Annotated in this window: 23 protein-coding genes and 1 pseudogene; 14 read left to right on the top strand and 10 right to left on the bottom strand. The window is 63.1% G+C overall.

What is annotated here, in order from left to right:
• The first annotated feature begins 156 nt into the window (after positions 1-156).
• The 3 genes from BN1124_RS03540 to dtd all read left to right on the top strand — a co-directional run bounded on the left by BN1124_RS03540 (position 157) and on the right by dtd (position 1,729).
• Positions 157-1,029, top strand: coding sequence for a virulence factor BrkB family protein (locus tag BN1124_RS03540; protein ID WP_042639230.1), 873 nt, complete (start codon positions 157-159; stop codon positions 1,027-1,029).
• Between the two features lie 26 nt (positions 1,030-1,055).
• Positions 1,056-1,169, top strand: coding sequence for a ribonuclease BN (locus BN1124_RS03535; RefSeq protein ID WP_378051777.1), 114 nt, complete (start codon positions 1,056-1,058; stop codon positions 1,167-1,169).
• Between the two features lie 122 nt (positions 1,170-1,291).
• On the top strand, positions 1,292-1,729 hold the full coding sequence (gene dtd, locus BN1124_RS03530) for a D-aminoacyl-tRNA deacylase (RefSeq protein WP_042639226.1): 438 nt from the start codon (positions 1,292-1,294) through the stop codon (positions 1,727-1,729).
• A gap of 137 nt (positions 1,730-1,866) precedes the next feature.
• On the opposite strand, the gene BN1124_RS03525 is transcribed toward dtd, so the two are convergent.
• Positions 1,867-2,523 (bottom strand): spermidine synthase, encoded by a 657-nt coding sequence (locus tag BN1124_RS03525; protein ID WP_042639350.1) that lies wholly within the window; start codon positions 2,521-2,523, stop codon positions 1,867-1,869.
• A 173-nt stretch (positions 2,524-2,696) separates the two neighbouring features.
• On the opposite strand from BN1124_RS03525, the gene BN1124_RS03515 reads away from it, so the two are divergent.
• Entirely contained in the window at positions 2,697-3,614 is a 918-nt protein-coding gene (locus tag BN1124_RS03515; RefSeq protein ID WP_042639222.1) for a bifunctional GNAT family N-acetyltransferase/hotdog fold thioesterase, read from the top strand.
• Positions 3,615-3,669: 55 nt separating this feature from the next.
• Here BN1124_RS03515 and BN1124_RS03510 read toward each other — a convergent pair whose 3' ends face one another.
• From BN1124_RS03510 to BN1124_RS03495, 4 genes are all read right to left on the bottom strand, one after another.
• On the bottom strand, positions 3,670-5,775 hold the full coding sequence (locus tag BN1124_RS03510; RefSeq protein ID WP_042639220.1) for an AsmA family protein: 2,106 nt from the start codon (positions 5,773-5,775) through the stop codon (positions 3,670-3,672).
• A 252-nt stretch (positions 5,776-6,027) separates the two neighbouring features.
• On the bottom strand, positions 6,028-8,097 hold the full coding sequence (recG, locus tag BN1124_RS03505; protein ID WP_042639217.1) for an ATP-dependent DNA helicase RecG: 2,070 nt from the start codon (positions 8,095-8,097) through the stop codon (positions 6,028-6,030).
• A 267-nt stretch (positions 8,098-8,364) separates the two neighbouring features.
• Positions 8,365-9,714 (bottom strand): CDP-diacylglycerol--serine O-phosphatidyltransferase, encoded by a 1,350-nt coding sequence (gene pssA / locus BN1124_RS03500; protein WP_042639215.1) that lies wholly within the window; start codon positions 9,712-9,714, stop codon positions 8,365-8,367.
• Between the two features lie 175 nt (positions 9,715-9,889).
• On the bottom strand, positions 9,890-11,263 hold the full coding sequence (locus BN1124_RS03495) for a GntP family permease (RefSeq protein WP_042639213.1): 1,374 nt from the start codon (positions 11,261-11,263) through the stop codon (positions 9,890-9,892).
• Positions 11,264-11,418: 155 nt separating this feature from the next.
• Between BN1124_RS03495 and BN1124_RS03490 the strand changes: the two genes are divergently transcribed.
• From BN1124_RS03490 to BN1124_RS03480, 3 genes are all read left to right on the top strand, one after another.
• Positions 11,419-11,928 (top strand): gluconokinase, encoded by a 510-nt coding sequence (locus tag BN1124_RS03490; RefSeq protein WP_042639211.1) that lies wholly within the window; start codon positions 11,419-11,421, stop codon positions 11,926-11,928.
• A gap of 61 nt (positions 11,929-11,989) precedes the next feature.
• The gene (gene edd / locus BN1124_RS03485; protein WP_042639209.1) at positions 11,990-13,786 is read left to right on the top strand and encodes a phosphogluconate dehydratase; all 1,797 of its coding nucleotides are present in this window, start codon (positions 11,990-11,992) and stop codon (positions 13,784-13,786) included.
• Between the two features lie 20 nt (positions 13,787-13,806).
• Entirely contained in the window at positions 13,807-14,448 is a 642-nt protein-coding gene (locus BN1124_RS03480) for a bifunctional 4-hydroxy-2-oxoglutarate aldolase/2-dehydro-3-deoxy-phosphogluconate aldolase (RefSeq protein ID WP_042639207.1), read from the top strand.
• A 114-nt stretch (positions 14,449-14,562) separates the two neighbouring features.
• On the opposite strand, the gene BN1124_RS03475 is transcribed toward BN1124_RS03480, so the two are convergent.
• On the bottom strand, positions 14,563-15,570 hold the full coding sequence (locus tag BN1124_RS03475; RefSeq protein ID WP_042639205.1) for a substrate-binding domain-containing protein: 1,008 nt from the start codon (positions 15,568-15,570) through the stop codon (positions 14,563-14,565).
• A gap of 90 nt (positions 15,571-15,660) precedes the next feature.
• Here BN1124_RS03475 and BN1124_RS03470 point away from each other — a divergent pair, with 90 nt between their 5' ends.
• A complete protein-coding gene (locus tag BN1124_RS03470; RefSeq protein WP_042639203.1) occupies positions 15,661-16,311 on the top strand; it encodes a Qnr family pentapeptide repeat protein in 651 nt (216 codons plus the stop codon).
• A gap of 268 nt (positions 16,312-16,579) precedes the next feature.
• Here the strand turns inward: BN1124_RS03470 and BN1124_RS03465 are convergent, their stop codons facing one another.
• Together BN1124_RS03465 and gpmM are read right to left on the bottom strand one after the other, a co-directional pair.
• Positions 16,580-18,001: a peptidoglycan DD-metalloendopeptidase family protein gene (locus BN1124_RS03465; RefSeq protein ID WP_042639201.1), complete on the bottom strand. Its 1,422-nt coding sequence runs from the start codon at positions 17,999-18,001 to the stop codon at positions 16,580-16,582.
• Positions 18,002-18,010: 9 nt separating this feature from the next.
• A complete protein-coding gene (gpmM, locus tag BN1124_RS03460; protein WP_042639199.1) occupies positions 18,011-19,540 on the bottom strand; it encodes a 2,3-bisphosphoglycerate-independent phosphoglycerate mutase in 1,530 nt (509 codons plus the stop codon).
• Positions 19,541-19,889: 349 nt separating this feature from the next.
• Here gpmM and BN1124_RS03455 point away from each other — a divergent pair, with 349 nt between their 5' ends.
• The 3 genes from BN1124_RS03455 to gpsA are packed head-to-tail and all read left to right on the top strand — an operon-like array spanning position 19,890 to position 21,845.
• Positions 19,890-20,321: a rhodanese-like domain-containing protein gene (locus BN1124_RS03455; RefSeq protein ID WP_033132362.1), complete on the top strand. Its 432-nt coding sequence runs from the start codon at positions 19,890-19,892 to the stop codon at positions 20,319-20,321.
• Positions 20,322-20,367: 46 nt separating this feature from the next.
• The gene (secB, locus tag BN1124_RS03450) at positions 20,368-20,838 is read left to right on the top strand and encodes a protein-export chaperone SecB (RefSeq protein ID WP_033132363.1); all 471 of its coding nucleotides are present in this window, start codon (positions 20,368-20,370) and stop codon (positions 20,836-20,838) included.
• Between the two features lie 2 nt (positions 20,839-20,840).
• On the top strand, positions 20,841-21,845 hold the full coding sequence (gene gpsA, locus BN1124_RS03445; protein WP_042639195.1) for an NAD(P)H-dependent glycerol-3-phosphate dehydrogenase: 1,005 nt from the start codon (positions 20,841-20,843) through the stop codon (positions 21,843-21,845).
• Between the two features lie 78 nt (positions 21,846-21,923).
• On the opposite strand, the gene nfuA is transcribed toward gpsA, so the two are convergent.
• Both nfuA and BN1124_RS03435 read right to left on the bottom strand, forming a co-directional pair.
• A complete protein-coding gene (nfuA, locus tag BN1124_RS03440; RefSeq protein WP_042639193.1) occupies positions 21,924-22,502 on the bottom strand; it encodes a Fe-S biogenesis protein NfuA in 579 nt (192 codons plus the stop codon).
• Between the two features lie 159 nt (positions 22,503-22,661).
• Positions 22,662-23,389: pseudogene (locus BN1124_RS03435) on the bottom strand (ComF family protein).
• Between the two features lie 37 nt (positions 23,390-23,426).
• Between BN1124_RS03435 and bioH the strand changes: the two are divergent.
• The 3 genes from bioH (at position 23,427) to BN1124_RS03420 (ending at position 25,268) form a co-directional block, all read left to right on the top strand.
• Positions 23,427-24,191 carry a pimeloyl-ACP methyl ester esterase BioH gene (gene bioH, locus BN1124_RS03430; RefSeq protein WP_042639192.1) on the top strand — a complete coding sequence of 255 codons (765 nt, stop codon included), beginning with the start codon at positions 23,427-23,429 and terminating at the stop codon, positions 24,189-24,191.
• Positions 24,192-24,262: 71 nt separating this feature from the next.
• Positions 24,263-24,496, top strand: coding sequence for a hypothetical protein (locus tag BN1124_RS03425; RefSeq protein WP_042639190.1), 234 nt, complete (start codon positions 24,263-24,265; stop codon positions 24,494-24,496).
• Between the two features lies 1 nt (position 24,497).
• On the top strand, positions 24,498-25,268 hold the full coding sequence (locus tag BN1124_RS03420; RefSeq protein ID WP_042639187.1) for a putative metalloprotease CJM1_0395 family protein: 771 nt from the start codon (positions 24,498-24,500) through the stop codon (positions 25,266-25,268).
• The last annotated feature ends 61 nt before the right edge of the window (positions 25,269-25,329 follow it).

Below are 25,329 nucleotides of genomic sequence, written 5' to 3'. Positions count from 1 at the left end.
GACAGAGAGAGGCCTTAGGGCCTCTTTTTTTATGGCCGTTTGAGCGCCGATGACGGCTTGCCCGCTGTTACTGGCCATGTCGAGCCTGCTCATGGGTGGTCAAATGGCCACCCTGTCTGACACAATATCCCCATGACGAACTCTTCGAGAACCACGATGCAGCATAAAATCAGCGGCCGCCTGGCTCATGTAATCTCCTTCTTGCGCCACGATGGTGGCCACTTCGCCCACTTTGTCTGGGGCCGTTTCCAACAGGACAGGCTGACCGTCACCGCCGGTTATCTGGCCTATGTGACCCTGCTTTCCCTGGTGCCCATGGTTGCCGTGGTGTTCGGTATGATGTCGGCCTTCCCCGTGTTCCAGAGCCTGAAGCAGCAGATGGAGCAGTTCGTCTATCACAACTTCGTGCCCACCGCCGGCGAGATGCTCAAGGAGTACATCGACGGCTTCGTGGCCAATGCCACCAACACCACGGCGGTCGGCATCGGCGCCCTGATCGTGGTGGCCCTGATGCTGATCTCGGCCATCGACAAGAACCTGAACTACATCTGGCGCTCGACTCAGAACCGGCCGCTGGCCCAGGCCTTCGCCATGTACTGGATGATCCTGACCCTGGGCCCCGTGCTCATCGGTGCCAGCCTCGCCATCTCCTCTTACATACTGTCTCTCAAGCTGTTCGCCGCCGACAGTCTGTTTGGCGTCGGCTATCTGCTGCTGCGCAGCCTGCCATTCCTGTTCTCGGTGCTCACCTTCCTGCTGATCTATACCGTGGTGCCGAACTGCAAGGTGCGGCTGAGCCACGCCTTCATCGGTGCTCTGGTGGCGGCAACCCTGTTCGAGCTGGCCAAGCGTGGCTTCTCTATCTACATCACCAACTTCCCCTCCTATCAGGCCATCTATGGCGCCTTGGCGACCATCCCCATCCTGTTTGTCTGGGTCTACCTGAGCTGGTTGGTGGTGCTGCTGGGAGCGGAGACCACCGCCTGCCTCGGGGAGTACGAGAAACCGGGTGCCGAGGAGCTGGGCTGAGTCTATCGCCCGCCCCGGCGAGCGCTGTGCCCATCCTGTTCGTCTGGGTTTACCTGAGCTGGTTGGTGGTGGTGCTGGGGGCGGAGACCACCGCCTGCCTCGGGGAATACGAGAAACCGGGTGCCGAGGAGCTGGGTTGAGTCAGCTGCCTGCTGTGGCGATGGCCGTGCCGAGAAATTGGCCTCTGCCCGCCGCTTATTGCTAACATTGACGACCGCCTTCGGGCGGTCGCTTATTTTTGACATGGACAAAGGAGTCGCGGGTGATTGCATTGATTCAACGGGTATCCGAGGCCAGCGTGACCGTGGAGGGAGAGATCGTCGGGGCCATCGACGGCGGTTTGCTGGTGCTGCTCGGGGTTGAGCAAGGGGATGACGAGGCCAAGGCCGACAAGCTGCTGCACAAGGTGAGCGGCTACCGGATCTTCTCCGATGAGGCCGGCAAGATGAACCTCAATGTGAGTCAGGCAGGCGGCGGCCTGCTGGTCGTCTCCCAGTTCACCCTGGCGGCGGATACCGGCAAGGGGATGAGGCCGAGCTTCTCCGGCGGCGCCCACCCGGTGGAGGCCGAGCGACTGTACGACTACTTCGTCGCCAAGGCACGGGAGAGCGGCCTGCCGACCGAGACCGGCCGCTTTGCCGCGGATATGAAGGTGCGACTGCTGAACGACGGCCCCGTGACCTTCTGGCTGCAGGTCTGACATCTTGATATTTATCTCGTAAATTCGATATTTATCAGCACATCTTGCTGTTAATTGTAGCATTAATAGTTATTAAAACTGCCTTGGCGCCGCCGTTTATGATGTCGGCGGCCTCTCCTGGCCGAGCATGGGCCGGCCTATGCGGGTTGGCGAGTCGTGTGCAGGATGAGGTTGCGGTAGCCGGGCACGGCGTGGGCCTGGGTCGGGCCAACCCACTCACTGGCCAGCCGCAGCGCCTGCTCCTGCTCCAGTCGGGTGCGTGGCAGCAGGTTGATGATCAGGGTACCGCACAGGCGCCGGGCCAGCGCTTGATAGAGGGGGGCCTGGAACAGCAGCAGCGGGTTGCCGTCCTGGTTGAACAGGTCCAGCAGCACCAGATCGTAGCTATCCTGGCTCTGGAGCAGGAACTGCAGCGCATCGGCATGGTGCAGCTTGGGCCTGTGCCCCGGGGAGGGCTGAAAGAACTGTTGGAACAGGGTGAGGATCTCGGCGTCCAGATCCACGCAGTCTTGCTGCGCCTCGGGCCAGCGGGCGGCCAGGTGGCGGCTGAGATCGCCGCCGCCAAGCCCCAGCTCCAGGATGCGGCTCGCCTGGGCGGGCAACTGAGCCGCGATGTAGCGCTGATGGGGCAGGCAGAGGGTGGCCGGGTCGGCGAGGCTCATGGCCGACTGCACCACGCCGTCCATTTCCAGCCAGCGGTGCTGACCATTTTCCAGCACACAGAGCCGACGCTCGGCTTTGACGCTGAGGTGCAATAAGTGGTCGGCTTGGTACGCTTGCAGATTGAAGTCCATGAATTTGCACGGCAAGATGGATTTCGACCAGTGTAACTCAAGGATGTACCTATGTACCGGGTGGTCACTCCCCAAACGCCAGCCGAGCTGGACTCTTACTACCCGCTGCGCTGGGAGGCATTGGTGCGCAAGCCCTTCGATCTGTCCGTCGGCGCTAACTCAAGGATCGCTTTATGTACCGGGTAGTCACTCCTCAAACAGCAGCCGAGCTGGACTCTTACTACCAACTGCGCTGGGAACTGCTGCGAAAACCCTTCAATCTGCCCATCGGCTCCGAGCGGGACGAATACGACAGCGTCGCCATTCACCGGTTGATGCTGGCCGAGGATGGCACCCCCATCGCCGTCGGTCGGCTGTTCGTCGGCGGTGACGAGGCCCAGATCCGCTTCATGGCGCTGCGCCCCGAGTTTCGTGGCCAGGGGCTGGGGGCCCGCATGGTGGAGGATCTCGAACAACTCGCCCGGGACGAGAAGGTGAAGCGGTTGGTGATGAACGCGCGCCAGGAGGCGGTGGAGTTCTACCGCAAGTGCGGCTTTCTCGAGGTAGGGGAAGGGCCCGTCTCCTTCGGCCGCATCGCCCACCGTCAGATGATCAAGTCCCTGAGCCCGCTGCAGACCATCCAGTACCGCCCCGAGTGGTGCCAGGATCTCACCACCCGCTGGTCGAGGGGCATTCCCATCAGCGAGAAGATGGGGGTCCACATCACCCATTACGACGGCCAGACCTTCCATCTCAAGGCCAAGCTGGCGGCCAACCTCAACGTCCACGACACCATGTTCGCCGGCAGCATCTATAGCCAGTGCGTGCTGGCGGGCTGGGGGCTTATCTGGTTGCAACTCAAGGAGGCCGGGCTGGGAGGCGACATAGTGCTGGCCGAGGGCAACATCAAATACCACAGGCCGGTACGCGAGGAGCCGGAGGCCAGGGTGGCCCGAGAGGGGATGCCCGCCGTGCTGGCGCCGCTCAAGGAGGGGGAATCCGCCCGGTTCAGCCTCAAGGTGCAACTGTTCAGCGGTGGCAAGCTGGCGGCAGAGTTTGCAGGCCACTATGTGGTGCAACCCATCAAACGAGGTCAGCCACCGGGTCAATGACCTGCGCTATCCAGCAACCTATTGCAAACAAGGCCTCATCGTGAGGCCTTGTTTGTTACTGGGTGGCTTCCTGCGCTGCTTGTGGCTTGGGCGTCGTTGCCGGTCGCCATAGCGGGCTGCTGCGGCCCTGGGCCGGGTAGCGCACGCCCGGCTCCCAGCCGCAGGAGGCCTGGGCCGGCAGCTCCCAATTCAGGCTGGGATCGTCGAGCGGACCGCGCCAGCGGGCCAGCAACTCGGCGCAGCGCTGACCGTTGAGCACGCCGAGATCCAGCTGCCACTGACCCTTGGCCAGATCCACGCCCCCTTGCAGGGCAAGCAGGTGGGTGATGGTGGAGGCACCGGCCTGCTCGATCGCCAGTTGGCCCTGCTCCGCCTTGGCCTGCAGCTTGATGCGATAGAAGGGGGTATCCCCCTGCTGCATCGCCTGCCACAGCGCCGCCGGTGTCAGGCTGGGGGGCTTGTTGCCCTTGAACCAGTCATCCAGCAGGGGATCTATGCCGACCTTGTCCCAGAAGGGATCCTTGGCATCCAGGCTGATCTTGCCCTGCAGGGTGCCGAGCCAGCCGTCAGCGGCCTCATCCGGCGCGCCGTCCTGCGTTTTTTGCATGTCTGCCTGCAGGTCGGCGCTGATATCCAGCTTGCCTGCCAGGGAGACGGGAGACGGTGAGTGGGGATGCAGCAGCTTGTTCCACTGCTCCAGATCCAGCTGCTTGCCCTGCAGTTGCAGCTGGCTGAGCTGGCCGGGTGCCTTGCCCCACTGGCCGCTCAGGCTGAGGGAGCCCTGATCCGGCAGTGCGCTGGTCAGCTTGTTGAGCTGCCAGGAGCTGGGGGTCAGCTCCGCATCGAGCTCGCCGTTGCGAGCACTGAGGCCATCCCACACCAGCTCGAACCACTTGCTCTCGACCCTGGCCCGGCCGAGCAGGGGCCCCGGCTGGTTGTCGCGCAGGCTGAGATCGGTCAGGTAGAACTGCCAGCCGGTCAGGGAGAGCGGCAGGGCATCGTCGAAGGAGAGCACCTTGAGCCGATCAAACGTCAGCTTGCGCACGTCGATCTGCTGGGGGCGCCACCCTTGCCAATCCTGCCACCAACCGTCCGGCAGGCTGATGTCCATGCCGCTCAGACTCATCTCTTTGAGGGTCAGCTTCTGCAGATCGGGGTCCGCCGCCAGCTCCAGGCTGAACTCCCCCTCGTAGGCCTTGCCCTGCAGCTCGGCATCGATCTGCTGGGGTGAGAAGGCGAGCCGCCCCTTGATCGCTTCCAGCTGGAACAGGCCGCGGCCGAGATCCGCCAAGGAGCCGGAGAGATAGCCGCTTGGCCGACTACCGGCTTGCCACTCGAAGGCGGTCAGCTGGCCGCTGAAGTTGTTGAGGGCGATCTCCTGGTCGATGGCATTGAGGCTGGTCTCATCGAATTGACCCCGATCCAGGCTGATGCGGCGCAGGGGGAACTCGCCCTGCCGGAAGTCGCCGAGCTCGACGCGTATGGCCCGCGCCTTGAGTCCGTGCAGTTGCAGGCTGCGCTCGGGCCAGTCCAGCACCATGCCGGTCTCCACCAGGCCATCAAACAGGTTGGTGGTCAGCCTGTCGCTGCTCAGCACCTGGCCCTCCAACCGCCCCTTCAGGCTGAGGCGGGCCAGGGTGAACTGGGGCGTCTCCAGCTGATTGATGCCGAGACTGAGATTGGCCTGTGGCTGGCGCTTGGGATCGATCAGTTCCCAGTCGCTCAGGGTGGCGCTCAGGCCGCGCAGGGTCAGCTGTGGGCTCAGCAGGCTGAGGTTGTCTATGGTGCTGTCGCTGATGGTGAGGGATCGCACCGGCAGGGTCGGCAGCTGATTGGGCAACGGCAGCTTGATGATGGGGCGGATGAGATCGAGATGGGCGATACGCACGTCCCGGTTCAGCCAGTCGATGTTGTCTATCTCCAGATAGATCTTGTCCAGCTGCACCGCGTCCCCGTAGTGCACCTGCTCCGCCAGCAAGGTGTAGGGATGCAGTGGATTGAACACCAGCCGGCCTATGGAGACGGGCACGCCGGTCTGCTGGCTGAGCCAGTTGGCGATGGGAGCCCGGGCGCGCTCGGCGTCGAACAGGCCGAGACCCACCCAGACGAACAGCAACAGGAAGGCAAAGAGGTAGAGCAGGGCGCGTAGCCAGGAATTCATCGGTGCTTTCCTCCTCGTCAGGAAATTATCAGGCGTTGGAATAGTGATCCCGCAGGCCCAGCCAGCGGCGGATCAGCGGTTCGACATGGTTGGGATGCCTGTCCATCAGGCACTCTGACCACTTTCTGCCTATCCCCAGGTCAGGCATTGGAATAGTGATCCCGCAGTCCCAGCCAGCGGCGGATCAAGGGTTCGACATGGCCCGGATGCCTGTCCATCAGGCAATCTGTCCATCTTCTGCCTATCCCCAGGTCAGGCATTGGAATAGTGATCCCGCAGTCCCAGCCAGCGGCGGATCAAGGGTTCGACATGGCCCGGATGCTTGTCCATCAGGAAGCGCGCCATCTTCTGCACCTGGGGGATGAGCGACTGGTCGCGCACCAGATCGGCGATCTTGAGATCCGCCAGCCCAGTCTGGCGGGTGCCGAGCAGTTCCCCTGGGCCGCGCAGCTCCAGATCCCGCTGGGCGATGAGGAAGCCGTCGTTGGTCTCGCGCAGTACCCCGAGCCGGCTCTGGGCCGTCTTGGAGAGGGGGGCGTGGTAGAGCAGCACGCAGTGAGAGGCAACGGATCCCCGCCCGACCCGGCCACGCAGCTGGTGCAGCTGGGCCAGCCCGAGCCGCTCCGGGTTCTCGATGATCATCAGGCTGGCGTTCGGCACGTCCACTCCCACCTCGATGACGGTGGTCGCGACCAGCAGTTGCAAGATGCCGGCCTTGAACTCCTCCATCACCCTCTGTTTCTCCACCGGCCGCATCCGGCCGTGCACCAGTCCGATGTGCAGGCCGGGCAGCTGGGCCTGCAGCTCGGTGGCGGTATCCTCGGCGGCCTGGCACTCCAGCACCTCGGATTCCTCGATCAGGGTGCAGACCCAGTAAGCCTGCTTGCCCTCCTGGCAGGCCAGCTTGACCCGCTCGATCACGTCGCTCCGGCGACTGTCTGGCAGGGCGACCGTGGTGATCGGGGTGCGACCCGGCGGCAGCTCGTCGATGACGGAGGTGTCGAGATCGGCGTAGGCGGTCATCGCCAGGGTACGGGGAATGGGAGTGGCGGTCATGATCAGTTGATGGGGGTGAACTCCCTCCCGCTCGCCCTTCTCGCGCAGGGCGAGGCGCTGGTGCACCCCGAATCTGTGTTGTTCGTCGATGATGACCAGGGCGAGACGCTGGAACACCACCTGCTCCTGGAAGATGGCGTGGGTGCCCACCACCATCTTGACGCTGCCATCGGCAATGGCGGCGAGCTGGGTCTCCCGCGCCTTGCCCTTCTGCTTGCCCGCCAGCCAGCCGACCTTGATGCCGAGCGGCTCCAGCCAGTGGGCGAAGTTGATGGCGTGTTGCTCGGCCAGCAGCTCGGTCGGCGCCATCAGCCCCACCTGACAGCCGTTGCCGATGGCCTGCAGCGCTGCCAGCGCCGCCACCAGCGTCTTGCCGGAGCCCACATCCCCCTGCACCAGCCGCATCATGGGATAGCTGCGCTGCAGATCCTGGCTTATCTCCGCCACCACCCGGCTCTGGGCCCCGGTCGGCTTGAACGGCAGGGCGCCGAGCAGTTGCTTGACCAGGGTCGGCGCCGGTTTGAGTATTCGGGCCAGCTGGGTTTGGGCCTGGGCGCGCACTTTCAGCACAGACAGGTTGTGGGCCAGCAGCTCTTCGAGCACCAGCCGCTGCTGGGCCGGGTGTTGGCCGCTCTCGAGCAGCGCCAGCGCCACCGAGGGGGGCGGACGGTGCAACAGCCGCAGGGCGGCGGCCAGATCGATCTGCTGGGGATAGAGGCCGGCGGGCAGCAGCTCGTCCACCCCATAGAGATCGAGCTGGGCCAGCGCCTGATCGGTGAGGCTGCGCAGGCTGAGCTGACGCAGCCCTTCGGTGGTGGGGTAGACGGGGGTGAGTGCCTCTTCGGTCTGGCCGGCCTGTTCCTCGCCGAGCAACTTGTACTCGGGGTGGGCCATCTCCAGTCCGTATTTGCCGGGGCGTACCTCACCGAAGCAGCGCAGCAGGCGGCCTGGGGCCAGGCTGTTCTTCTGGGCGGCGGTGAAGTTGAAGAAACGCAGAGTCAGGCTGCCGGTGCCATCGCTGATGCGGCACACCAGCATGCGGCGGCGGCCCATCACCAGCTGGGTGTCCTGGATTTCGCCCTCGACCGCACCGTGCAGGCCCGGCGGCAGATCGCCGATGGGCCACACCTGGGTGCGATCCTCGTAGCGCAGGGGGAGGTGGAACAGCAGATCCTGCACCGTCGCTAGCCCCAGTCGTTCGAGTTTCTCCAGCATCTTGCTGCCGACGCCCTTGAGGCTGTCGAGGGAGATTTTATCCAATTTCATCAATTAGATGCCCGGAAATACTGTAAATATGTCCAGATGATAGGGTCTATCGATGTCTCGATGCAAGCCGCGTTGCTGTGCGCCGTCCGGGTTTTGAGATCTGTTACCTCTCCCTCTGGGAGAGGGCAGGGTGAGGGGACTTTCTTCTTACACTTCAATGCTTAGGGGGAAAATTGGTATTCGCCCCTCATCCCCGGCCCTTCTCCCGCGAGGGGAGAAGGGGGGAAAGGAGCCAGCATCATCTGGGGGACTGTGCCAGACAACCTGTTAGATGATGCGTTTGAGCAGCAGGTGCGCCTTGACCCTGTGGATGCGGGCCAGCAGTTTGCGGACCTGTTCCGGGTAATCCTTGATCTGCTCTATCTGGTCGAAGTGGCTGATGCGACGGGTGTGCGCCAGTATGTTGGCCCGCTCCTCGCCGAACCGCTCGCGCAGGTGGTGATGCCTGTCGTGCACCAGCAGGCCGTTCTCCAGATCCAGCGCCCAGGCGCGGGGATTGAGGTTGTTGCCGGTCAGCAGCGCCCACTCCTGGTCCACGAAGAGCCCCTTGAGGTGATAGGAGTTCTGCTCGCAGCACCAGAGCATCAGGTTGAGACGGCCGGCATCGATGTGACGCTGGTTGCGCTCGGCAAACTTGCGCAGGTTGGTCTCGTACAGATAAGGCAGGCCGCCTATGGTGGAGAACTTCTCCTCCGGCGGGATGAAGAAGTCGTTCGCGGTCTTGTCGCCCACCACTATGGTCACGGTGCAACCGCGCTTGAGCAGCGACTCCACGTCCTTGCTCAACTCCTTTGGCGGGTTGAAGTAAGGGGTGCAGATGAAGATCTCGCGCTCGGTGGCGCGCACCAGGTTGCGGATCATCCGGTTGAGCTGGTTGCCACGCTTGCCCAGCCCCGCCATGGGAGTGATGGCGATCTCCTGGCTGTTGGCCGGGATGCTCTCGAAACGGTACTGGCTGGTGCGCAGGCTCTGCTTGAAGCGGCGGATCTGGCTCTTCAGCTGTTTGGCGCCCGGGATCTTGGTGCGATCCAGTCGCTGGACGGCATCGCTGCGCAGGAACACATCGTCCACGTAGTTGATCATGCTGCGGGTCAGCGCCTGGCTGCGGATCTGGTGATAGCGATCGAAACGGTAGCGATCCTGCTGATGCAGGTAGATGTCGTTCAGGCTGGCGCCGGAATAGAGCAGGGTGTCGTCGAAGATGAAGCCCTTGAGGTGCAGCACGCCGAGCAGCTCGCGTCCCTTCACGGGCACGCCGTAGATCTCGATCTGGTGTTCGTGGCGAGCGGCCATCTCCTGATACATCAGGTGGTTGCCGCCCTGCTTGCCCTTGCCGATGAGGCCGCGCTGGGCGCGGTGGAAGTCGACAAACACCTTGATGTCGAGGGCCGGGTTGCGCTGCTTGGCGGCATAGAGCGCCGACAGTATCTCCCGTCCCGCCTCGTCATCCTGCAGATAGAGGGCGATCAGATAGATGCGCTGGGTCGCGCCGGCGATGAGCGACAGGATCCGGCTCTTGAAGTCTTTGGCGCTGCTGAGTACCTGAAACTGATCCGCGGCAACCGCGATCTGGGGTAAACGTGTCAGCAACTGTCGATAATGTGCCGATGAATGCATAGAGAAACCTGAAATCACGGGGTTAAGCGTTCCACTCGGGGCAATGAATAGGCGATTCTAGCAATCTCGGCGCTGAATACCCAATAAAGAATCCACGCCGGTGTGACCCTGCTAAAAGAATACGGGTCGGGGAAAGGGCCCGACCCGTATTGCAAGCGGCATAAATAGTGGGTGATTAGAACAGCATGCTGGCCAGCGCCACTATGAGGAAGGCGATGGTGCCGAGCAGGGTCTCCATCACTGTCCAGGTCTTGAGGGTGGTCTTCACATCCATGTTGAGGAAGCGACCGACCAGCCAGAAGCCCGAGTCATTGAAGTGAGACAGCACGGTCGCCCCGCCGGCGATGGCGATGACGATGAAGGTCAGATCCAGCTCGCTCAGGCCAGGGGTCGCGGCCACCATGGGGGCCATCAGGGCGGCGGTGGTGGTGAGGGCCACGGTGGCGGAGCCCTGGGCCACGCGCAGTGCGGTGGAGACCAGGAAGGCGGCCAGGATCACCGGCATGCCGGTATCCGATAGCACGTCCGCCAGTGCCGAGCCGATGCCGCTGGCGCGCAGCACACCACCGAACATACCACCGGCACCGGTGACCAGGATGACGGCACAGACCGGGGCCAGCGCATCGTTACAGAACTTCTCGAGCTGCACCCGGCCTTGCTGGCGATGGAATATCCAGAGGGCGTAAAGCAGGGTGATCATCAGGGCGATCGGGGTTTTGCCGATCATGCGCAGCAGGTTGACCCAGTCCGCACCCTTCTCGATCAGCCCCATGGAACCCAGGGTGTTGAGGCCGGTATCCATGAAGATCAGCACCAGCGGCAACAGCAGGATGGAGATCACCTGACCGAAGCTCGGCAGCATGTTGGCCGGGATCTCGGGCTGTGCGGTGAAGCTCGGCGGCAGCGGCAGCTCGAATTTTTTGCCGGCCCAGAGGCCAAACAGATAGGCGCCCAGGTACCAGGTCGGGATGGCGACTAGCAGGCCGACTATGGTCAGCAGTCCTATGTTGGCACCGAGCAGCTCGCTCGCGGCGACGGGGCCGGGGTGTGGAGGCATGAAGGCATGCATCACCGCGAAGGCGCCGGCGGAGGGCAGTGCGTACTTGAGAACGGAGCCCCCGAACTGCTTGGCCACGCTGAAGATGATGGGCAGCATGACGATGAGGCCCGCATCGAAGAAGATGGGGAAGCCGAACAGCAGAGAGGCCACCCCCAGCGCGAAGGGGGCGCGGTGGGCGCCGAAGCGGCTGATGAGGGTGTCGGCCAATACCTTGGCCCCGCCTGTCATCTCCAGGATCCGACCTATCATGGCGCCGAGACCGACCAGCAGGGCGACCGAGGCCAGGGTGCTGCCGAAGCCACCGAGGATGGTGGGGACGACCTGGTCATAGGCGACGCCGGTGGCGAGGGCAGTGACCACGCTGACCAACGTCAGGGAGACGAAGGCGTGGATCTTGAAGCGCATGATCAACAGCAGCAGCAGGATAATTGCACCGCCTGCTACCGAGAGCAGGTAGGTGACATCGGGGGTATTTACCGCACCATCCATAATTTTTATTTCCTCACGAGTTCCAGTTATTGGCCTGCACTATTTTGTGCACCACTTCACACACCGTAACGTTACCGGTAACATGTTACCGGTAACGTGGTAGCTTAGAACCCATCAACGACAGGTTATTTAAGAATTGAGATAGAGGTCAAAAAATGGCGGGAAAGAGCATTATCGTGATGGGCGTCTGTGGTAGCGGCAAGTCGAGCGTCGGCCTCAAGCTGGCGCAAGCCCTGGGAGCCAAGTTCATCGACGGGGACGATCTGCACCCCCGTGCCAACATCCAGAAGATGGCCAGCGGCGCCCCGCTCGACGATGCGGATCGCGCTCCCTGGCTTGAACGGATCCGTGATGCGGCCTACAGCCTGGAGCAGAAGAACGAGGTGGGGGTGATCGTCTGCTCCGCCCTCAAGCGTCAATACCGGGATCAGATCCGCGAGGGCAACGATTCGGTGCACTTCCTGTTTCTGGATGGCAGCCAGTCGCTCATTCTCGAGCGGATGCGGGCTCGCAAGGGTCACTTCATGCGCGAGGGCATGGTGCAGAGCCAGTTTGATGCCCTGGAGCGGCCGGATGGCGAGGCCGGAGTATTCCACATCGACATAGACGGGTCCTTCGATCAGGTGGTCGATCGCGCCGTCACCGTACTGGAGCCGGCACTATGAGCCGCCCCCTGATCCCGGCGGTTGCCGACCGCCGCCTCATCACCGTATTGGAGCAATCACTATGACCCATAGCGTCATCACCGCGGTCACCGAGCGCATTCGTGAGCGCAGCCGCAGCCGTCGCGCGGCCTTCCTGGCCCGCATCCAGCGCCAGGCCGATCAGGGCAAGACCCGCGCCGCCCTGGCCTGTGGCAATCTGGCCCACGCCGTGGCCGCCTCCGGCTGTGACGAGAAGGGTCGCATCCTCGACATGACCCGTGCCAACGTCGGCATAGTCACCGCCTACAACGACATGTTGAGCGCCCATCAGCCCTACCAGGGCTACCCGGACCAGATCAAGGCCGCGCTGGCCGAACTCGGCCACAGTGCCCAGGTCGCCGGCGGCGTGCCCGCCATGTGCGATGGCGTCACCCAGGGCCAGCCCGGGATGGACATGTCGCTGTTCTCCCGGGATCTCATCGCCCAGGCCACCGCGCTGTCGCTGTCTCACAACACCTTCGACGCCACCCTGCTGCTCGGCATCTGCGACAAGATAGCCCCTGGCCAGATCATGGGGGCGCTCTCCCATGCTCATCTGCCCACCGCCTTCGTGCCCGCCGGCCCCATGGCCAGCGGCATCAGCAACGACGAGAAGGTGAAGGTACGCCAGCAGTATGCTGCCGGTGAGGTGGGTCGCGAGGCCCTGCTGGAGATGGAGTGTGGCGCCTACCATTCGGCCGGCACCTGCACCTTCTATGGCACCGCCAACACCAATCAGCTGGTGTTCGAGGCCATGGGCCTGATGCTGCCGGGCTCTGCCTTCGTGCATCCCCACAGCGAGCTGCGCCATGCCCTGACCGCCGAGGCGGCCCGTCGCATCAGCGCCATGATCCCCGGCTCCCCGGCCTATCGCCCCCTGAGCGCCGTGCTGGACGAGCGCTCTCTGGTCAACGGCCTGGTGGCCCTGCTCGCCTCCGGCGGCAGCACCAACCACAGCATCCACATGGTGGCGCTGGCCCGCGCCGCCGGTCTGGAGCTGACCTGGGACGACCTGAGCGATCTCTCCGAGGTGGTGCCGCTCTTGGTGCGCATGTACCCGAACGGCCCGGCGGACGTGAACGCTTTCGAGCAGGCGGGTGCCGTGCCAGGCCTGATGCGCCGTCTGGCCGAAGATGGCCTGATCCACATGGATGCCACCCCGACCTTCGGCGAGATGCAGGATTACCTCAGTCGCCCCGCGCTGGTGGATGGTAAGCTGGCGTGGCAGCCGGTGGGCGAGAGCCAGGATCCGAGCGTGTTGTCAGTGTCAGGCGCCCAGTTCCAGGCCACCGGTGGCACCAAGTTGCTGTCAGGCAACCTGGGCCGCGCCGTGGTCAAGGTCTCGGCCGTTGCGCCGGAATACCGCGTCATAGAGGCGCCCGCCCGGGTCTTCTCCTCCCAGCACGCGGTGGAGGCGGCTTACAAGGCCGGCGAACTCAACCAGGATGCGGTCATCGTCGTGCGCCACAACGGCCCCGCCGCCAACGGCATGCCGGAGCTGCACAAGCTGATGCCGGTGCTCGGCAACCTGCAAAAGGCGGGTCACAAGATGGCGCTGGTCACCGATGGCCGCCTGTCCGGTGCCTCCGGCAAGATCCCGGCCGCCATCCACGTCACCCCGGAGGCACTGCACGGCGGTGCCATCGGCCTGCTGCGAGACGGTGACCTGCTGCGGGTGGATGCCGAAACCGGCCGCCTGGATTGCCTGACCGATTTGACCGGCCGCACCCAGGCCGAGATCGATCTCAGCCTGGAACAAGAGGGCTGGGGCCGTGAACTGTTCAGCGTGATGCGTCGCGCGGTATCGAGCGCCGAGTGTGGCGCCACCATCTTTGACTAAGAGCTGACTAAGGAAGAGCTATGCAAAACTGGAAAGTGACTCCCGCCGAGGTGTTTGCCGCCTCCCCGCTGGTACCCGTGATGGTCATCAACGATCTGGAGCAGGCCCTGCCCATGGCCAAGGCACTGCTGGCCGGCGGCATCTCGGTGTTCGAGATCACCCTGCGCACCCCGGTGGCACTGGATGCCATCGCCCTGATCGCCAAGGCGATGCCGGAAGCCATGGTCGGCGCCGGCACAGTGCTGAACTGTGCGCAGTTCGATGCCGCCGTGGCCGCCGGTGCCCGCTTCGTCATCTCCCCGGGCATGACCCCGGCCCTGCTGGCTCACGCGGCCCGGAGCACGGCGCCGCTGATCCCCGGTGTTGCCACCCCGTCCGAGGTGATGCAGGCGCTGGAAGCCGGTTATGACCACCTGAAATTCTTCCCGGCCGAGGCCAACGGCGGCACCAAGGCGCTGGCCGCCATCGCCGCACCTTTGCCTCAGGTGCACTTCTGCCCGACCGGAGGCATAGGCCCGAAGAACGTGGCCGACTACCTGGCGCTCAAATGCGTGGCCACCGTCGGCGGCTCCTGGATGCTGCCGGCCGATGCCATCAAGAGCGGCAACTGGGATGAGGTGACTCGTTTGTCTCGTGAAGCGGTTGAGCTGGTTAAACGCTAAGCGCATATCGTTTAGAAAAACCAAACAGGTCACCCTAGGGTGGCCTGTTTTTTTCATGGATTTCAGAGGGTGGCGAGCGCTTCTCTGCCGTGGGGAGAGGGGGCGGGGATGAGGTCAGCCCAGGCTCTCCCCCTGATAGAGGGAGAAACCCAGGTCCCGGCAGGTCTCGGTCAGCGGCTGGCCATTGAGCCGGGCCAGCATCATGGTCGCCGCCTCGCGGCCTATCTCCTGGCGCGGGGTGATGATGCTGGCGAGCTTGGGGGTCATGGCCTGGCCGATGTCGAGGCCATTGCTGCCGGCGATGGCGACCTGCTGCGGCACGGGTATCCACTTGGCTTGGCACTGCAGCAGGGCACCGACCGCGAGGTCGTCGTTGGTGCAAAACAGGCCGTCGAGATCGGGATAGCGCGTCAGCGCCTGTTGCAGCAACTGGCCCCCCAGGGTGAAGCTGGAGGATTGCTCGGTCAGCAGGTGCTGGCCCTCGAGACCATAATCGCTCATCGCCTGGTAGTAGCCCTCCATCCGCAGCTGGGTGCGCACATCGAGCCGGGCGCCGAGATAGACCACCTTGCGCCGACCCCGCTGCAGCATCTCTGTTACCATGGCCCGGGCGGCGGCCCTGTGATCCATGCCGGCCACCATGTCGATGGGAGTCTGGGGCAGATCCATGGTCTCCACCACCGGAATGCCGGCGGTGGCGATCATCTTGCGGGTGCGCTCGGTGTGCTCGCTGTCGGAGAGGATCAGCCCATCCACGTTGTAGGAGAGCAGGGCGGCCACCTGCTCCTCCTCCCGCTGCGGGCTGTAGCCGTAGTGGGCGAGCAGGGTCTGGTAGCCGGCGGGGCGGGTCACTGCCTCTATGCCCTGTACCAGGGCGGAGAAGACCTGGTTGGAGAGGGAGGGGATCAGGATGCCGATCGCCTTGCTGGTGGCGTTGGAGAGCATCTCCGGCGCCCGGTTCGGGATGTAGCCGAGCTCTTCCACCGCGGCGGCGATGCGCTCACGGGTGCCTTCGGCCACGGCGCCGGGATCGCGCAGGTAGCGGCTGACGGTCATCTTGGTGACCCCGGTCAGATCGGCGATGTCTTGCAGGGTGGGGCGGCGCTTGCGGGTGTCGTTCATCTCGAGATCCGTCAAAAATGTTACAGGTAACATTACCGTTTTTACGCCAGGGTGTCAGCATATGGCGCCATAAACAGGAGGAAGCTTGGCATGATCAAGGGCAAAACGTTCGAGGGGAAGCGGTTCGAGCAGCAGGAGGTGGAGGATGAGCAGTTCAGCGATTGCCGCTTCATCGGCTGCAACTTCTCCTGGCTCGACTTGAGCGAGAGCAGGTTCGTCGACTGCAGCTTCTATGAGCGCGAACGCGAGCTCGGCTGCCAGTTGCAGGGCTGCGATTTGCGGGAGGCCAGCTTCCTGCGCTGCGATCTGACCCTGGCAGATTTGAGCCGCAGCCAGTGCCTGGGGCTGGAGATGCGGGAGTGTCAGGCCATGGGGATCAACTTCGCCCAGGCCAGCTTCGCGAACCAGATCACCGCCAAGAGCTACTTCTGCGAGGCCCATCTGACCGGCAACAACTTCAGTTATGCGAACTTCGATGGCTGCCTGCTGGAGCGCTGCGAGCTGAGTGGCAACCGCTGGCAGGGGGCCAGCCTGCGGGGAGCCTCGCTGGCGGGATCCGATCTCAGCGGCGCCGAATTCGGCCAGATAGACTGGACCAGCTTCAACCTGCAGGGCTGCGACCTGCGCCAGTGCGATCTGCCCGGGCTGGATCTGCGGCGAGTCAATCTGGACGGGGTGCAGATAAACGAAGAGCAGCAGCAGGGGCTGCTCGAACAGATCGGCCTGATCGTCTTCCCCTAAGAACCTGTTCACGATCTTACTGCGAGACCGTGATCAAGGCTCATGCGCTGCTCGCTTGTTTGTCATCAAGAAAGCTCATTTATGTCTATAAACTCCGGTTCTTGCGCTGCTCTTCACCTTGCTGACAGCCTCTCGTGACAGATCGTGAACAGGTTCTAAGAGACAGGAAATGCCGTAAGTTTTCATCATTCTGGGCCGGCGCCTGGCGAAGGACGGCATGAAAAAAGCCTGCAAGATGCAGGCTTTTTTCATGGATTGGACGAGGATGTCAGCGCTTTGCCAGCCACTTGGTGGGGTTGATGGCCTCACCCTGATAGCGGATCTCGAAGTAGAGGCCGGGTCTGTCCTGGCCACCGCTGTCACCGACCAGGGCCACGGGTTCACCCTGCTCCACCTTCTGGCCGACCTGGCGCAGCAGCGACTGGTTGTGACCGTAGAGGCTCATATAGCCGCGGCCGTGGTCGATGACCAGCAGCATGCCGAAGCCATCCAGCCAGTCCGCATAGACCACCTGACCCGCCGCCACCGCCTTGACCTGGGTACCTTCGCTGGCGCCGATCAGGGTGCCCTTCCACTTCAGCTCGGCGGTACGGGCCGAGCCATAGGAGATGAGGATGGGGCCCTGCACCGGCCAGCGCAGGCTGCCATTGGTGCTGAGGCCGCCGTAGCCGTTGCTGCTGGCCTTGGCGCTGTTGCGCGCGGCGGCTTGCTGCTTCGTCACCCTGTCCTGTTGCTCGGTGACTCTCTGCTGCTCGGCCGCGAGTCGTTGTTGCTCGCCGACTTGTCGCTGCTGGGCCGCGATCCGCTGCTGGGCCGCGATCCGCTGCTGCTCCGCAATCCGCTTCTGCTCGGCGGCCAGGCGTTGCGCCTCCAGACGGCGCTGGCGCTCCTGCTCGGCCTTCAGCTTGGCGAGGCGTTCCCGCTCGGCGCGCTCGCGCCGCTCTTTCTCTTCCTGCTGACGGCGCAGCTCTTCCAGCCGGGCCTTCAAGGCCTTCTCCGCCTTGACCAGCTTGGTGAGCTTCTGTTCGTCATCTTGCACCGACTGCTGCAGCTGGTTGCGCACCGTGGCACGGCTCTGCTGGCTGGCCAGCAGGCTCTGGTGATGTTGCTGCTGTTCGCTCAGCAGGCTCTGTAGCTTGCTTTCGGTCTCTTGGGTGGCCTGCTGGTTCTTGGCCAGCTTGGTGCGGGTGGCGCGCAGGGCCTCGATGGCCTCGATGCGGGCCTTGTTGAGGTAGTCGAAGTAATCGAGAGCGCGGCTCAGTTTGGCCGGATCCTGCTGGTTGAGCAGCAGTTTGAGGTAATCGTGATTGCCCGCCTGGAAGGCGCTTTCCGCCTGCTTGGCCAGCAATTGCTTCTGATGTTTGGCCTGTTGCTCCAGATCCAGCTTGTCTCGCTGCAGTGTTACCAGCTTCTGCTGGTTCTGCTTGAGTTGCGCTTTGGTCTGATCGAGCTTGGCGGCTGCGGCCGAGATGGCCTGCTCATCGGCCTTGAGCTGGGTGTTGAGCTTGGCCAGCTCCTGCTTGCTGAGCTTGATGGTCTTCTGTTGTTCTTTGATCTCGGACTGCATGGCGCCGAGCTGCTGGTTGGCAGCCAGGGCCTTGCCTGCGCCGAACGACAGACAAAAAAACAGCGCGCCGGCCAACAGGCCGACGCGACTGGTTTTGGTTGAAATAACTTCGCATCCCCGCATGGGGAAGGATTATTTCAGAATCATCAGGGGCTTGCCAGTCATTTCCGGCGGCACCGGCAGACCCATCAGGGTCAGCATGGTGGGGGCCAGATCGGACAGTTTGCCGCCTTCCAGCACCTCGGCCTTGCGACCGAAGTAGATGAGGGGGACGGGCAGATTGGTGTGGGCGGTGTGGGCCTGACCGGTCTCTTCGTCCAGCATCTTCTCGGCGTTGCCGTGGTCGGCGGTGATCAGGCATTCGCCGCCCACTTCGGCCAGAGCCTCGGTGACGCGACCGATGCAGTGGTCAACCGCTTCACAGGCTTTGACGGCCGCATCGAACACACCGGTGTGGCCGACCATGTCGCCGTTCGGGTAGTTGCAGATGATGGTGTCGTACTTGCCGCTCTTGATGGCCGCGACCAGCTTGTCGGTCAGCTCTTCCGAGCTCATCTCCGGCTGCAGATCATAGGTGGCCACTTTCGGGCTGGCGACGATCTCGCGATCTTCACCGGTGAAGCACTCTTCCTCGCCACCGTTGAAGAAGAAGGTGACGTGGGCGTACTTCTCGGTCTCGGAGATGCGCAGCTGGGTCTTGCCCTGCTTGGCCAGCCATTCACCCAGGGTGTTCACCAGGGCAGTGGGCGGGTAGGCGCAAGGGGTTTTGATGTCGGCCGCGTATTCGGTCAGCATCACGAAGTTCAGGGCCGGGGTGACGGCACGGGCGAAGCCGGTGAAGTCGCTGTCGACGAAGGCGCGGGTGATCTCGCGAGCACGGTCGGCACGGAAGTTCATGAAGATCAGCGCATCGCCATCCTGCATGGGGGCGGCGGCACCGATGCGGGTGGCCTTGACGAACTCGTCGTTCTCGTCGCGCGCATAGGCGGCGGCCAGGGCTTCGCTGGCGCTGTCGGCGGTGAACTCGCCCTTGCCCTGAGTCATCAGGTCATAGGCTTGCTGCACGCGATCCCAACGGTTGTCACGGTCCATGGCGTAGTAACGGCCGATCATGGAGGCGAAACGACCCTTGCCCAGACGGGCAAACAGGGCATCGAACTGCTCGATGGAGGACTGGGCGGAGCGCGGCGGTACGTCGCGGCCATCCAGGAAGGCGTGGAAGTAGATCTGCTCGGCGCCACGCTTGGCGGCCATCTCGATCATGCCCATGATGTGCTCTTCGTGGCTGTGTACGCCACCCGGGGACATCAGACCCATGATGTGCACGGCCTTGCCGTTGGTCACGGCGCCGTCAACAGCCTTGGCCAGCTCGACGTTCTGGAAGAAGTCACCGTCCTGGATCTCTTTGGAGATGCGGGTCAGCTCCTGATACACGATGCGACCTGCACCTATGTTGACGTGACCCACTTCGGAGTTGCCCATCTGGCCATCCGGCAGGCCCACGTCCAGGCCGGAGCCGGAGATCAGGGTGCTGGTGTAGTCACGGGCGAGGCGGTCGAGGTTGGGGGTCTTGGCGGCAGCGACGGCGTTGTGCTCTTGCTTGGTGCTGTAGCCCCAACCGTCCATGATGACCAGAACCAAAGGTTTCTTAGCTGTTGACATAAGGCTATGTCCTCTCGGATAGGAATGAATTGCGGGAAGTGAAACTAGCGTAATATTACTACATCTGCCGAAATAGTCACCTGATAGCCAAGTCCCTCTGTGGCCTGGCTTTTTGGTTGTTAAGACCGCGTTTTAGGCATGTTGCCGGCTTGTCTGACAACCCGCATTTCCTCCTTATTTCCTAGGGAACCTGCCCGCCGGATCCATATCCAGGGTCGCTTCATTAGAGGGGGCGATCGGCTGGCAACCCCCGATGGGAGCTTGCTCTCGCTTTGCCGCCAAGATGGCTGATCTTATCAAGGGCCCCATGTATACTCGGGCCCTTGTCTTGGTCCCTGGATAGTAGAAGATGCAAGAGTATTTGGATTTTGCGACCCGCAACCCGCTGCTGACCGCAGCCTGGTTGGGTCTGGCAGGCACCCTGGTGTACACCACGGTGCGTGCTCGTTTTTCTCCGGTCAAGGTGGTGAACAACCACGCCGCCACCCTGCTGATCAACCGTGAGAATGCCACCGTCGTGGACATTCGCAGTCAGGATGAGTTTGCCAAGGGTCATCTGGCCGGTGCCCATCACCTGCCACTCACCCAGATCCAGGCCAACAATCTGGGCCCGGTTGAAAAACACAAAGACGCCCCCATCATAGTGGTGTGCGAGTCGGGGATGACCGCTGGTGGCGCGGGTCGCCAACTGAGCAAGGCCGGTTTCAAGCAGGTATATGTGCTCAGCGGTGGCATGGCCCAATGGCGTGCAGAAAATCTGCCGGTGACCAAAAAACGCTGATTTAAGGGCCTGCGCCCACTCATTTTCTTAAAAGGAATCAAACGAAATGGCTGACGAAATCAACAATCAGGAAGTGCAACCGGAATTCCACATCCAGCGTGTCTACACCAAGGATGTTTCCTTCGAAGCCCCGAATACTCCCCACATCTTCCAGAAAGAGTGGCAGCCGGACGTCAAGCTGGACATGGACACCAAGACCAACGTGCTGGCTGACGGCGTGTTCGAAGTCGTGCTGACCCTGACCGTGACCTGCAAGCTGGAAACCGAAACCGCCTTCCTGTGCGAAGTACAGCAAGCCGGTATCTTCACCATCGGCAACCTGCCGGAGCCCCAGCTGGCTCACTGCCTGGCCGCCTTCTGCCCGAACATTCTGTTCCCGTACGCCCGCGAAGCAGTGGCTAATCTGGTGAGCAAGGGTTCCTTCCCGCAGCTGAACCTGGCACCGGTCAACTTCGATGCCCTGTTTGCCCAGCACATGGCGCAAGCACAGGCCCAGCAGGCGACTGCGGAAGCCTGATAATGGCCGACCAGATCGCTATCTCGGTCTTGGGGGCGGGGTCTTACGGCTCCGCCCTTGCCATTTCTCTGGCGCGCAACGGCCATCCGACCCTGCTGTGGGGTCACGATGCCGCCCATGTCGCCGTGCTGGAACAAGATCGCTGCAACAAGGCTTTCCTGCCGGATGTGCCTTTCCCCACCGATCTGCAACTGACGGCGGATCTGCAGGCCGCGGTGCAAGCCGCCCCCGTGCTGCTGCTGGTGGTGCCGAGCCATGTGTTCGGCCAGGTGCTGACCCGGGTCAAGCCCTTCCTGCGCCCCGATACCCGTATCGCCTGGGCCACCAAGGGGCTGGAGCCGGACAGTGGCCGTCTGCTGCAGGACGTGGCCCGCGAGGTTCTGGGTGACGAGATACCGCTGGCGGTGATCTCCGGTCCCACCTTCGCTCGCGAGCTGGCCGCCGGCATGCCGACCGCCATCTCGGTGGCCTCGACCCACGACGACTTTGCCGACGATCTGTCCCACCTGCTGCATTGCGGCCGCTCTTTCCGGGTCTATACCAACCCGGACTTCATCGGCCTGCAACTCGGCGGCGCGGTCAAGAACGTCATCGCCATCGGTGCCGGTCTGTCCGACGGGCTGGGTTTTGGCGCCAACGCCAGAACCGCGCTCATCACCCGGGGTCTGGTGGAGATGCAGCGTCTGGGCGCCGCCTTGGGTGCCGATGCCAAGACCTTCATGGGGATGGCGGGGCTCGGGGATCTGGTGCTGACCTGTACCGACAACCAGTCTCGCAACCGTCGTTTCGGTCTGGCGCTCGGGGCGGGCAAGAGCGTGGACACCGCCATGGCGGAGATAGGCCAAGTGGTGGAAGGTTATCGCAACACCAAGGAGGTGCATCTGCTGGCGGCCCGTTTCGGCGTCGAGATGCCCATCTGTGAGCAGATCTTCGAAGTCCTCTATCAGGGCAAGAACCCGAAAGAGGCCGCTATCGCCCTGCTCAGCCGGGACAAGAAGGACGAGTAGTCGTCATGGTGCTCGGTGCGCCGGATAGCAAAAGGCCCTGCCAATTGGCAGGGCCTTTTTCATGGGTAGGCGGGGAGATTAATAGTAGGAGTGATCGCCACGCTGGTGCTCGGTGGCATCTTTCACGCCGTTGAGCTCGCCCGGGAATTTCTCCAGCAGCTGCTTCTCGATCCCCTCTTTCAGGGTGTAATCCACCTGAGAACAGCCGTTGCAACCGCCGCCAAACTGCAGAATCGCCAGCTTGTCGTCGGTGATGTCAATCAAGGTCACCTTGCCACCGTGACCTGCCAGCATGGGGTTCACCTCTGACATCAGCACGTATTCGATGCGATCGGCCAGGGGGGCATCGTCGTCGACCTTGCGCATCTTGGCGTTCGGCGCCTTCAGGGTGAGCTGGGAGCCCATCTGATCGGTGACGAAGTCGATGGTGGCATCTATCAGGAAGGGGGCGCTCAAGGGATCTACCAGGCAGTCAAAGCCGCTGAAGGGCAGGTGTTGATCTTCCGGATCGACCGCGTCGGGTGGGCAATATGATACGCCGCACTCGGCATTTTGGGTTCCCGGATTGACCACAAACACCCGGATATTGGTGCCATCAGGCTGCTTTTCCAGCAACTTGCGGAAATGGGCCTGGGCGGTGTCGGAAATGCTGATCATCACTATCCTCATAAACCTGAGTGTACGACTAGGGTATTCATGATAACTCTCTTGGCCTGGCTTGGGTAGCGTGTCGATGGCTACCCGATGTGACCCTGAACGCAACAAGCGCATGACAGGGCGTCAGGCCGCCATTTCCTCTTCTCCATGTGGCCCCGACTATTTGATCTGTCTCTGCGTGCGGCAGAGTGCCCACACGTCCACCTGTTCAACACCGCTGGCGCGGAGTAAACGGCTGAGCTGGCCGGCGGTGGCGCCCGTGGTGACCACGTCGTCGAGCAGGGCGACATGACGGTAGTGGTGGGGGGCAATCTGAAAGGCGCCGCGCAGGTTGCGCCTGCGTTGCCCCGCACTCAGGCTGGTCTGCCGAGGGGTCGCCCTGATCCTGCGCAGCAGCCGGGTATCGCAGGGAATCTTGGTGATAGCGCCAGGGCCAGGGCAATCTCTTCCGCCTGATTGAAGCCGCGCCACCACTGGCGCCACCAGTGCAGGGGCACGGGCAGGATGGCCTCGGGGGGATCGTCCATCACCAGATGGTCGGCGAGCAGACGGGCCAGGGGCGGGGCCAGCAAGACCTGACCCGCGTATTTCAGCTGGGGGATCAGTAAGGGGTAGGGGGGAAGATAGTCTCCGATCACCTGCAGCCGTTGCCAGGGGGGTGGCCTGCGCTGGCAGCGGCCGCAGACCGGCTCCGTCTCTTCCGCGCTTTCCGGCAGTGGCACCGCACAGAGCTGACACTTGAGACCAGGCTGGTGCAGGGCGTGCTGACACCAACTGCACAGCAGCGGCTGGGTGTCGCAAGGCTGGCGGCAGAGCAGGCAGAGGCCCAGCCAGTCGGCCCGGTCGCCGAGGATCGGACTTGCTTTGCCGAGCAGCCGCTTTAACATGCAGGCTCCAAGCAGATAAACAGGATCTTGAGTCTAGATGAGCGTATCGGTTGAGCGGTTTGGCCAGGGTCAGGACCTTGTGTTGTTGCATGGCTGGGGCATGAATGGGGCCGTCTGGCACGGCATAGTCCCCGAGCTGGCGGCCCATTATCGGCTGCACCTGGTCGATTTGCCGGGGTTTGGCAACAGCCCCTTGGCGAGCGGTGTCGAATACGACCTGCCCTGGCTGGCGGAGCAGGTCGTCGCCGTCTTGCCGGAGAGATGCCATCTGCTCGGCTGGTCCCTCGGCGGTTTGGTGGCGAGCCAGTTGGCCCTGACTCATCCCGAGCGGGTGCAATCCCTGCTTACTGTTGCCAGTTCCCCCTGCTTCATGGCGCGGGAGGAGTGGCCCGGTATCGCCCCCAAGGTGCTCGCCGGTTTCAATCAGATGCTGGCCGGTGACTTCAAGCAGACCATAGAGCGTTTCCTCGCGATCCAGGCCATGGGCAGCGAGCACGCCCGTGACGACATCCGCCAGCTGCGCCACTGGTTGGCGGAGCGGCCGGCGCCTCAGCTTGCTGCTCTGGAGGCGGGCCTCGGCCTGCTGGCCGACGTCGATCTGCGGGACGAGCTGACGGCGCTCAGCCTGCCCTGGCTGCGGATCTATGGCCGGTTGGACTCGCTGGTGCCCAAGGCGGCCATCCCGTTGCTGGACGAGCGTTATCCCCATAGCCAGAGCCGGGTGCTGGACAAGGCCTCCCACGCCCCCTTCATCTCCCATCCAGCCCAGTTCATCACCATGGTGCGGCAGTTCATCGGCTGAAAAGTGAGCGTCAGACTTCAATAATGCCTCCGGGTGGTGAATAATCAGCCAACAGCCAGAGGAGCAAGATGATGCGTATCGATTCTGCCATGACCACGGGGGTACAGGGATTTCAGCGGGCGGAGCAGCTGGCCGATCAGGCATCGGGCCAGATAGCCCGCCTCAATACACCGGCTGGTGAGCGGGTGGAGCTACCAGAGGAGCTGGTCAATCTCAAGGTGGCCGAGCTGCAGGCCGGCGCCTCCGCCAAGGTGATCCAGACCGCCAGCGACATGATGGGTACCCTGATCGACATCAGGGTGTGAGATGAACATCAACGTCAGTCTGCCGCCCATCATTCCGAATCAACTGCATCCGCAGACGGAATCGGCACAGACTGACAACCGCCGCGCCGAGCTGGTTCCCCAGCTGCGCCAGAGCGAGGCCTCCGGTGCCGAGTCCGGCGTCTCCTCCCAGAAAGACAAGTCCAGTACTCCCCAGACCCATCCCAATGCACTGCCTCAATCGACCCGGGACAATCCTCAGGCCAATCCGGCGGCCTTGCCCCAGCGTTTTGCCGAGGCCACGGATGAAGAGGGCAAGCGCAGACAGCAGCAGGAGTCCGGCCGACAGGAGCAACAGAAGCAGCAACGACAGGTCGAGGTGCTGGTCGAGCGGGATCTGGAGGTGCGCAAGCACGAGCAGGCACACCAGAGCGCGGGTGGTCAGCATGCGGGCAGCCCGACCTATGAGTATGCCTATGGGCCCGATGGCAAGCGCTACGCCAGCGGGGGGGAGGTGGCCATCGATATTGCCGCCGTTCATGGAGACCCGGCGGCGACCCTCGCCAAGATGCAACAGGTGCGTGCCGCGGCGCTGGCACCGATCGAGCCGTCTTCCCAAGACCTGAGCGTGGCCCGCAGCGCTATCCTCAAGGAGGCGCAGACCCGCAAGGAGCTGATGGCGGCAGGGTCGGAGGATGCGCAGTCGGCCAGCCCGCTCGGTATTTACATGGACAGGCGCAATCAGGTCATAGCACAGCACTATCAGCAGGCGAGCCGACCGGCACCCCGCCAGAGCTTCGGCCTGGATATCTGAGGTGACGCTGGGGGGGATGCAACGCCCGCCGACTCGCGATGATAAGCGCCGTCAGGCACTA

It is taken from the genome of Aeromonas eucrenophila, assembly GCF_000819865.1.
GTDB classification, from domain to species: domain Bacteria; phylum Pseudomonadota; class Gammaproteobacteria; order Enterobacterales; family Aeromonadaceae; genus Aeromonas; species Aeromonas eucrenophila.
This window is presented reverse-complemented; position numbering and strand designations above follow the sequence as displayed.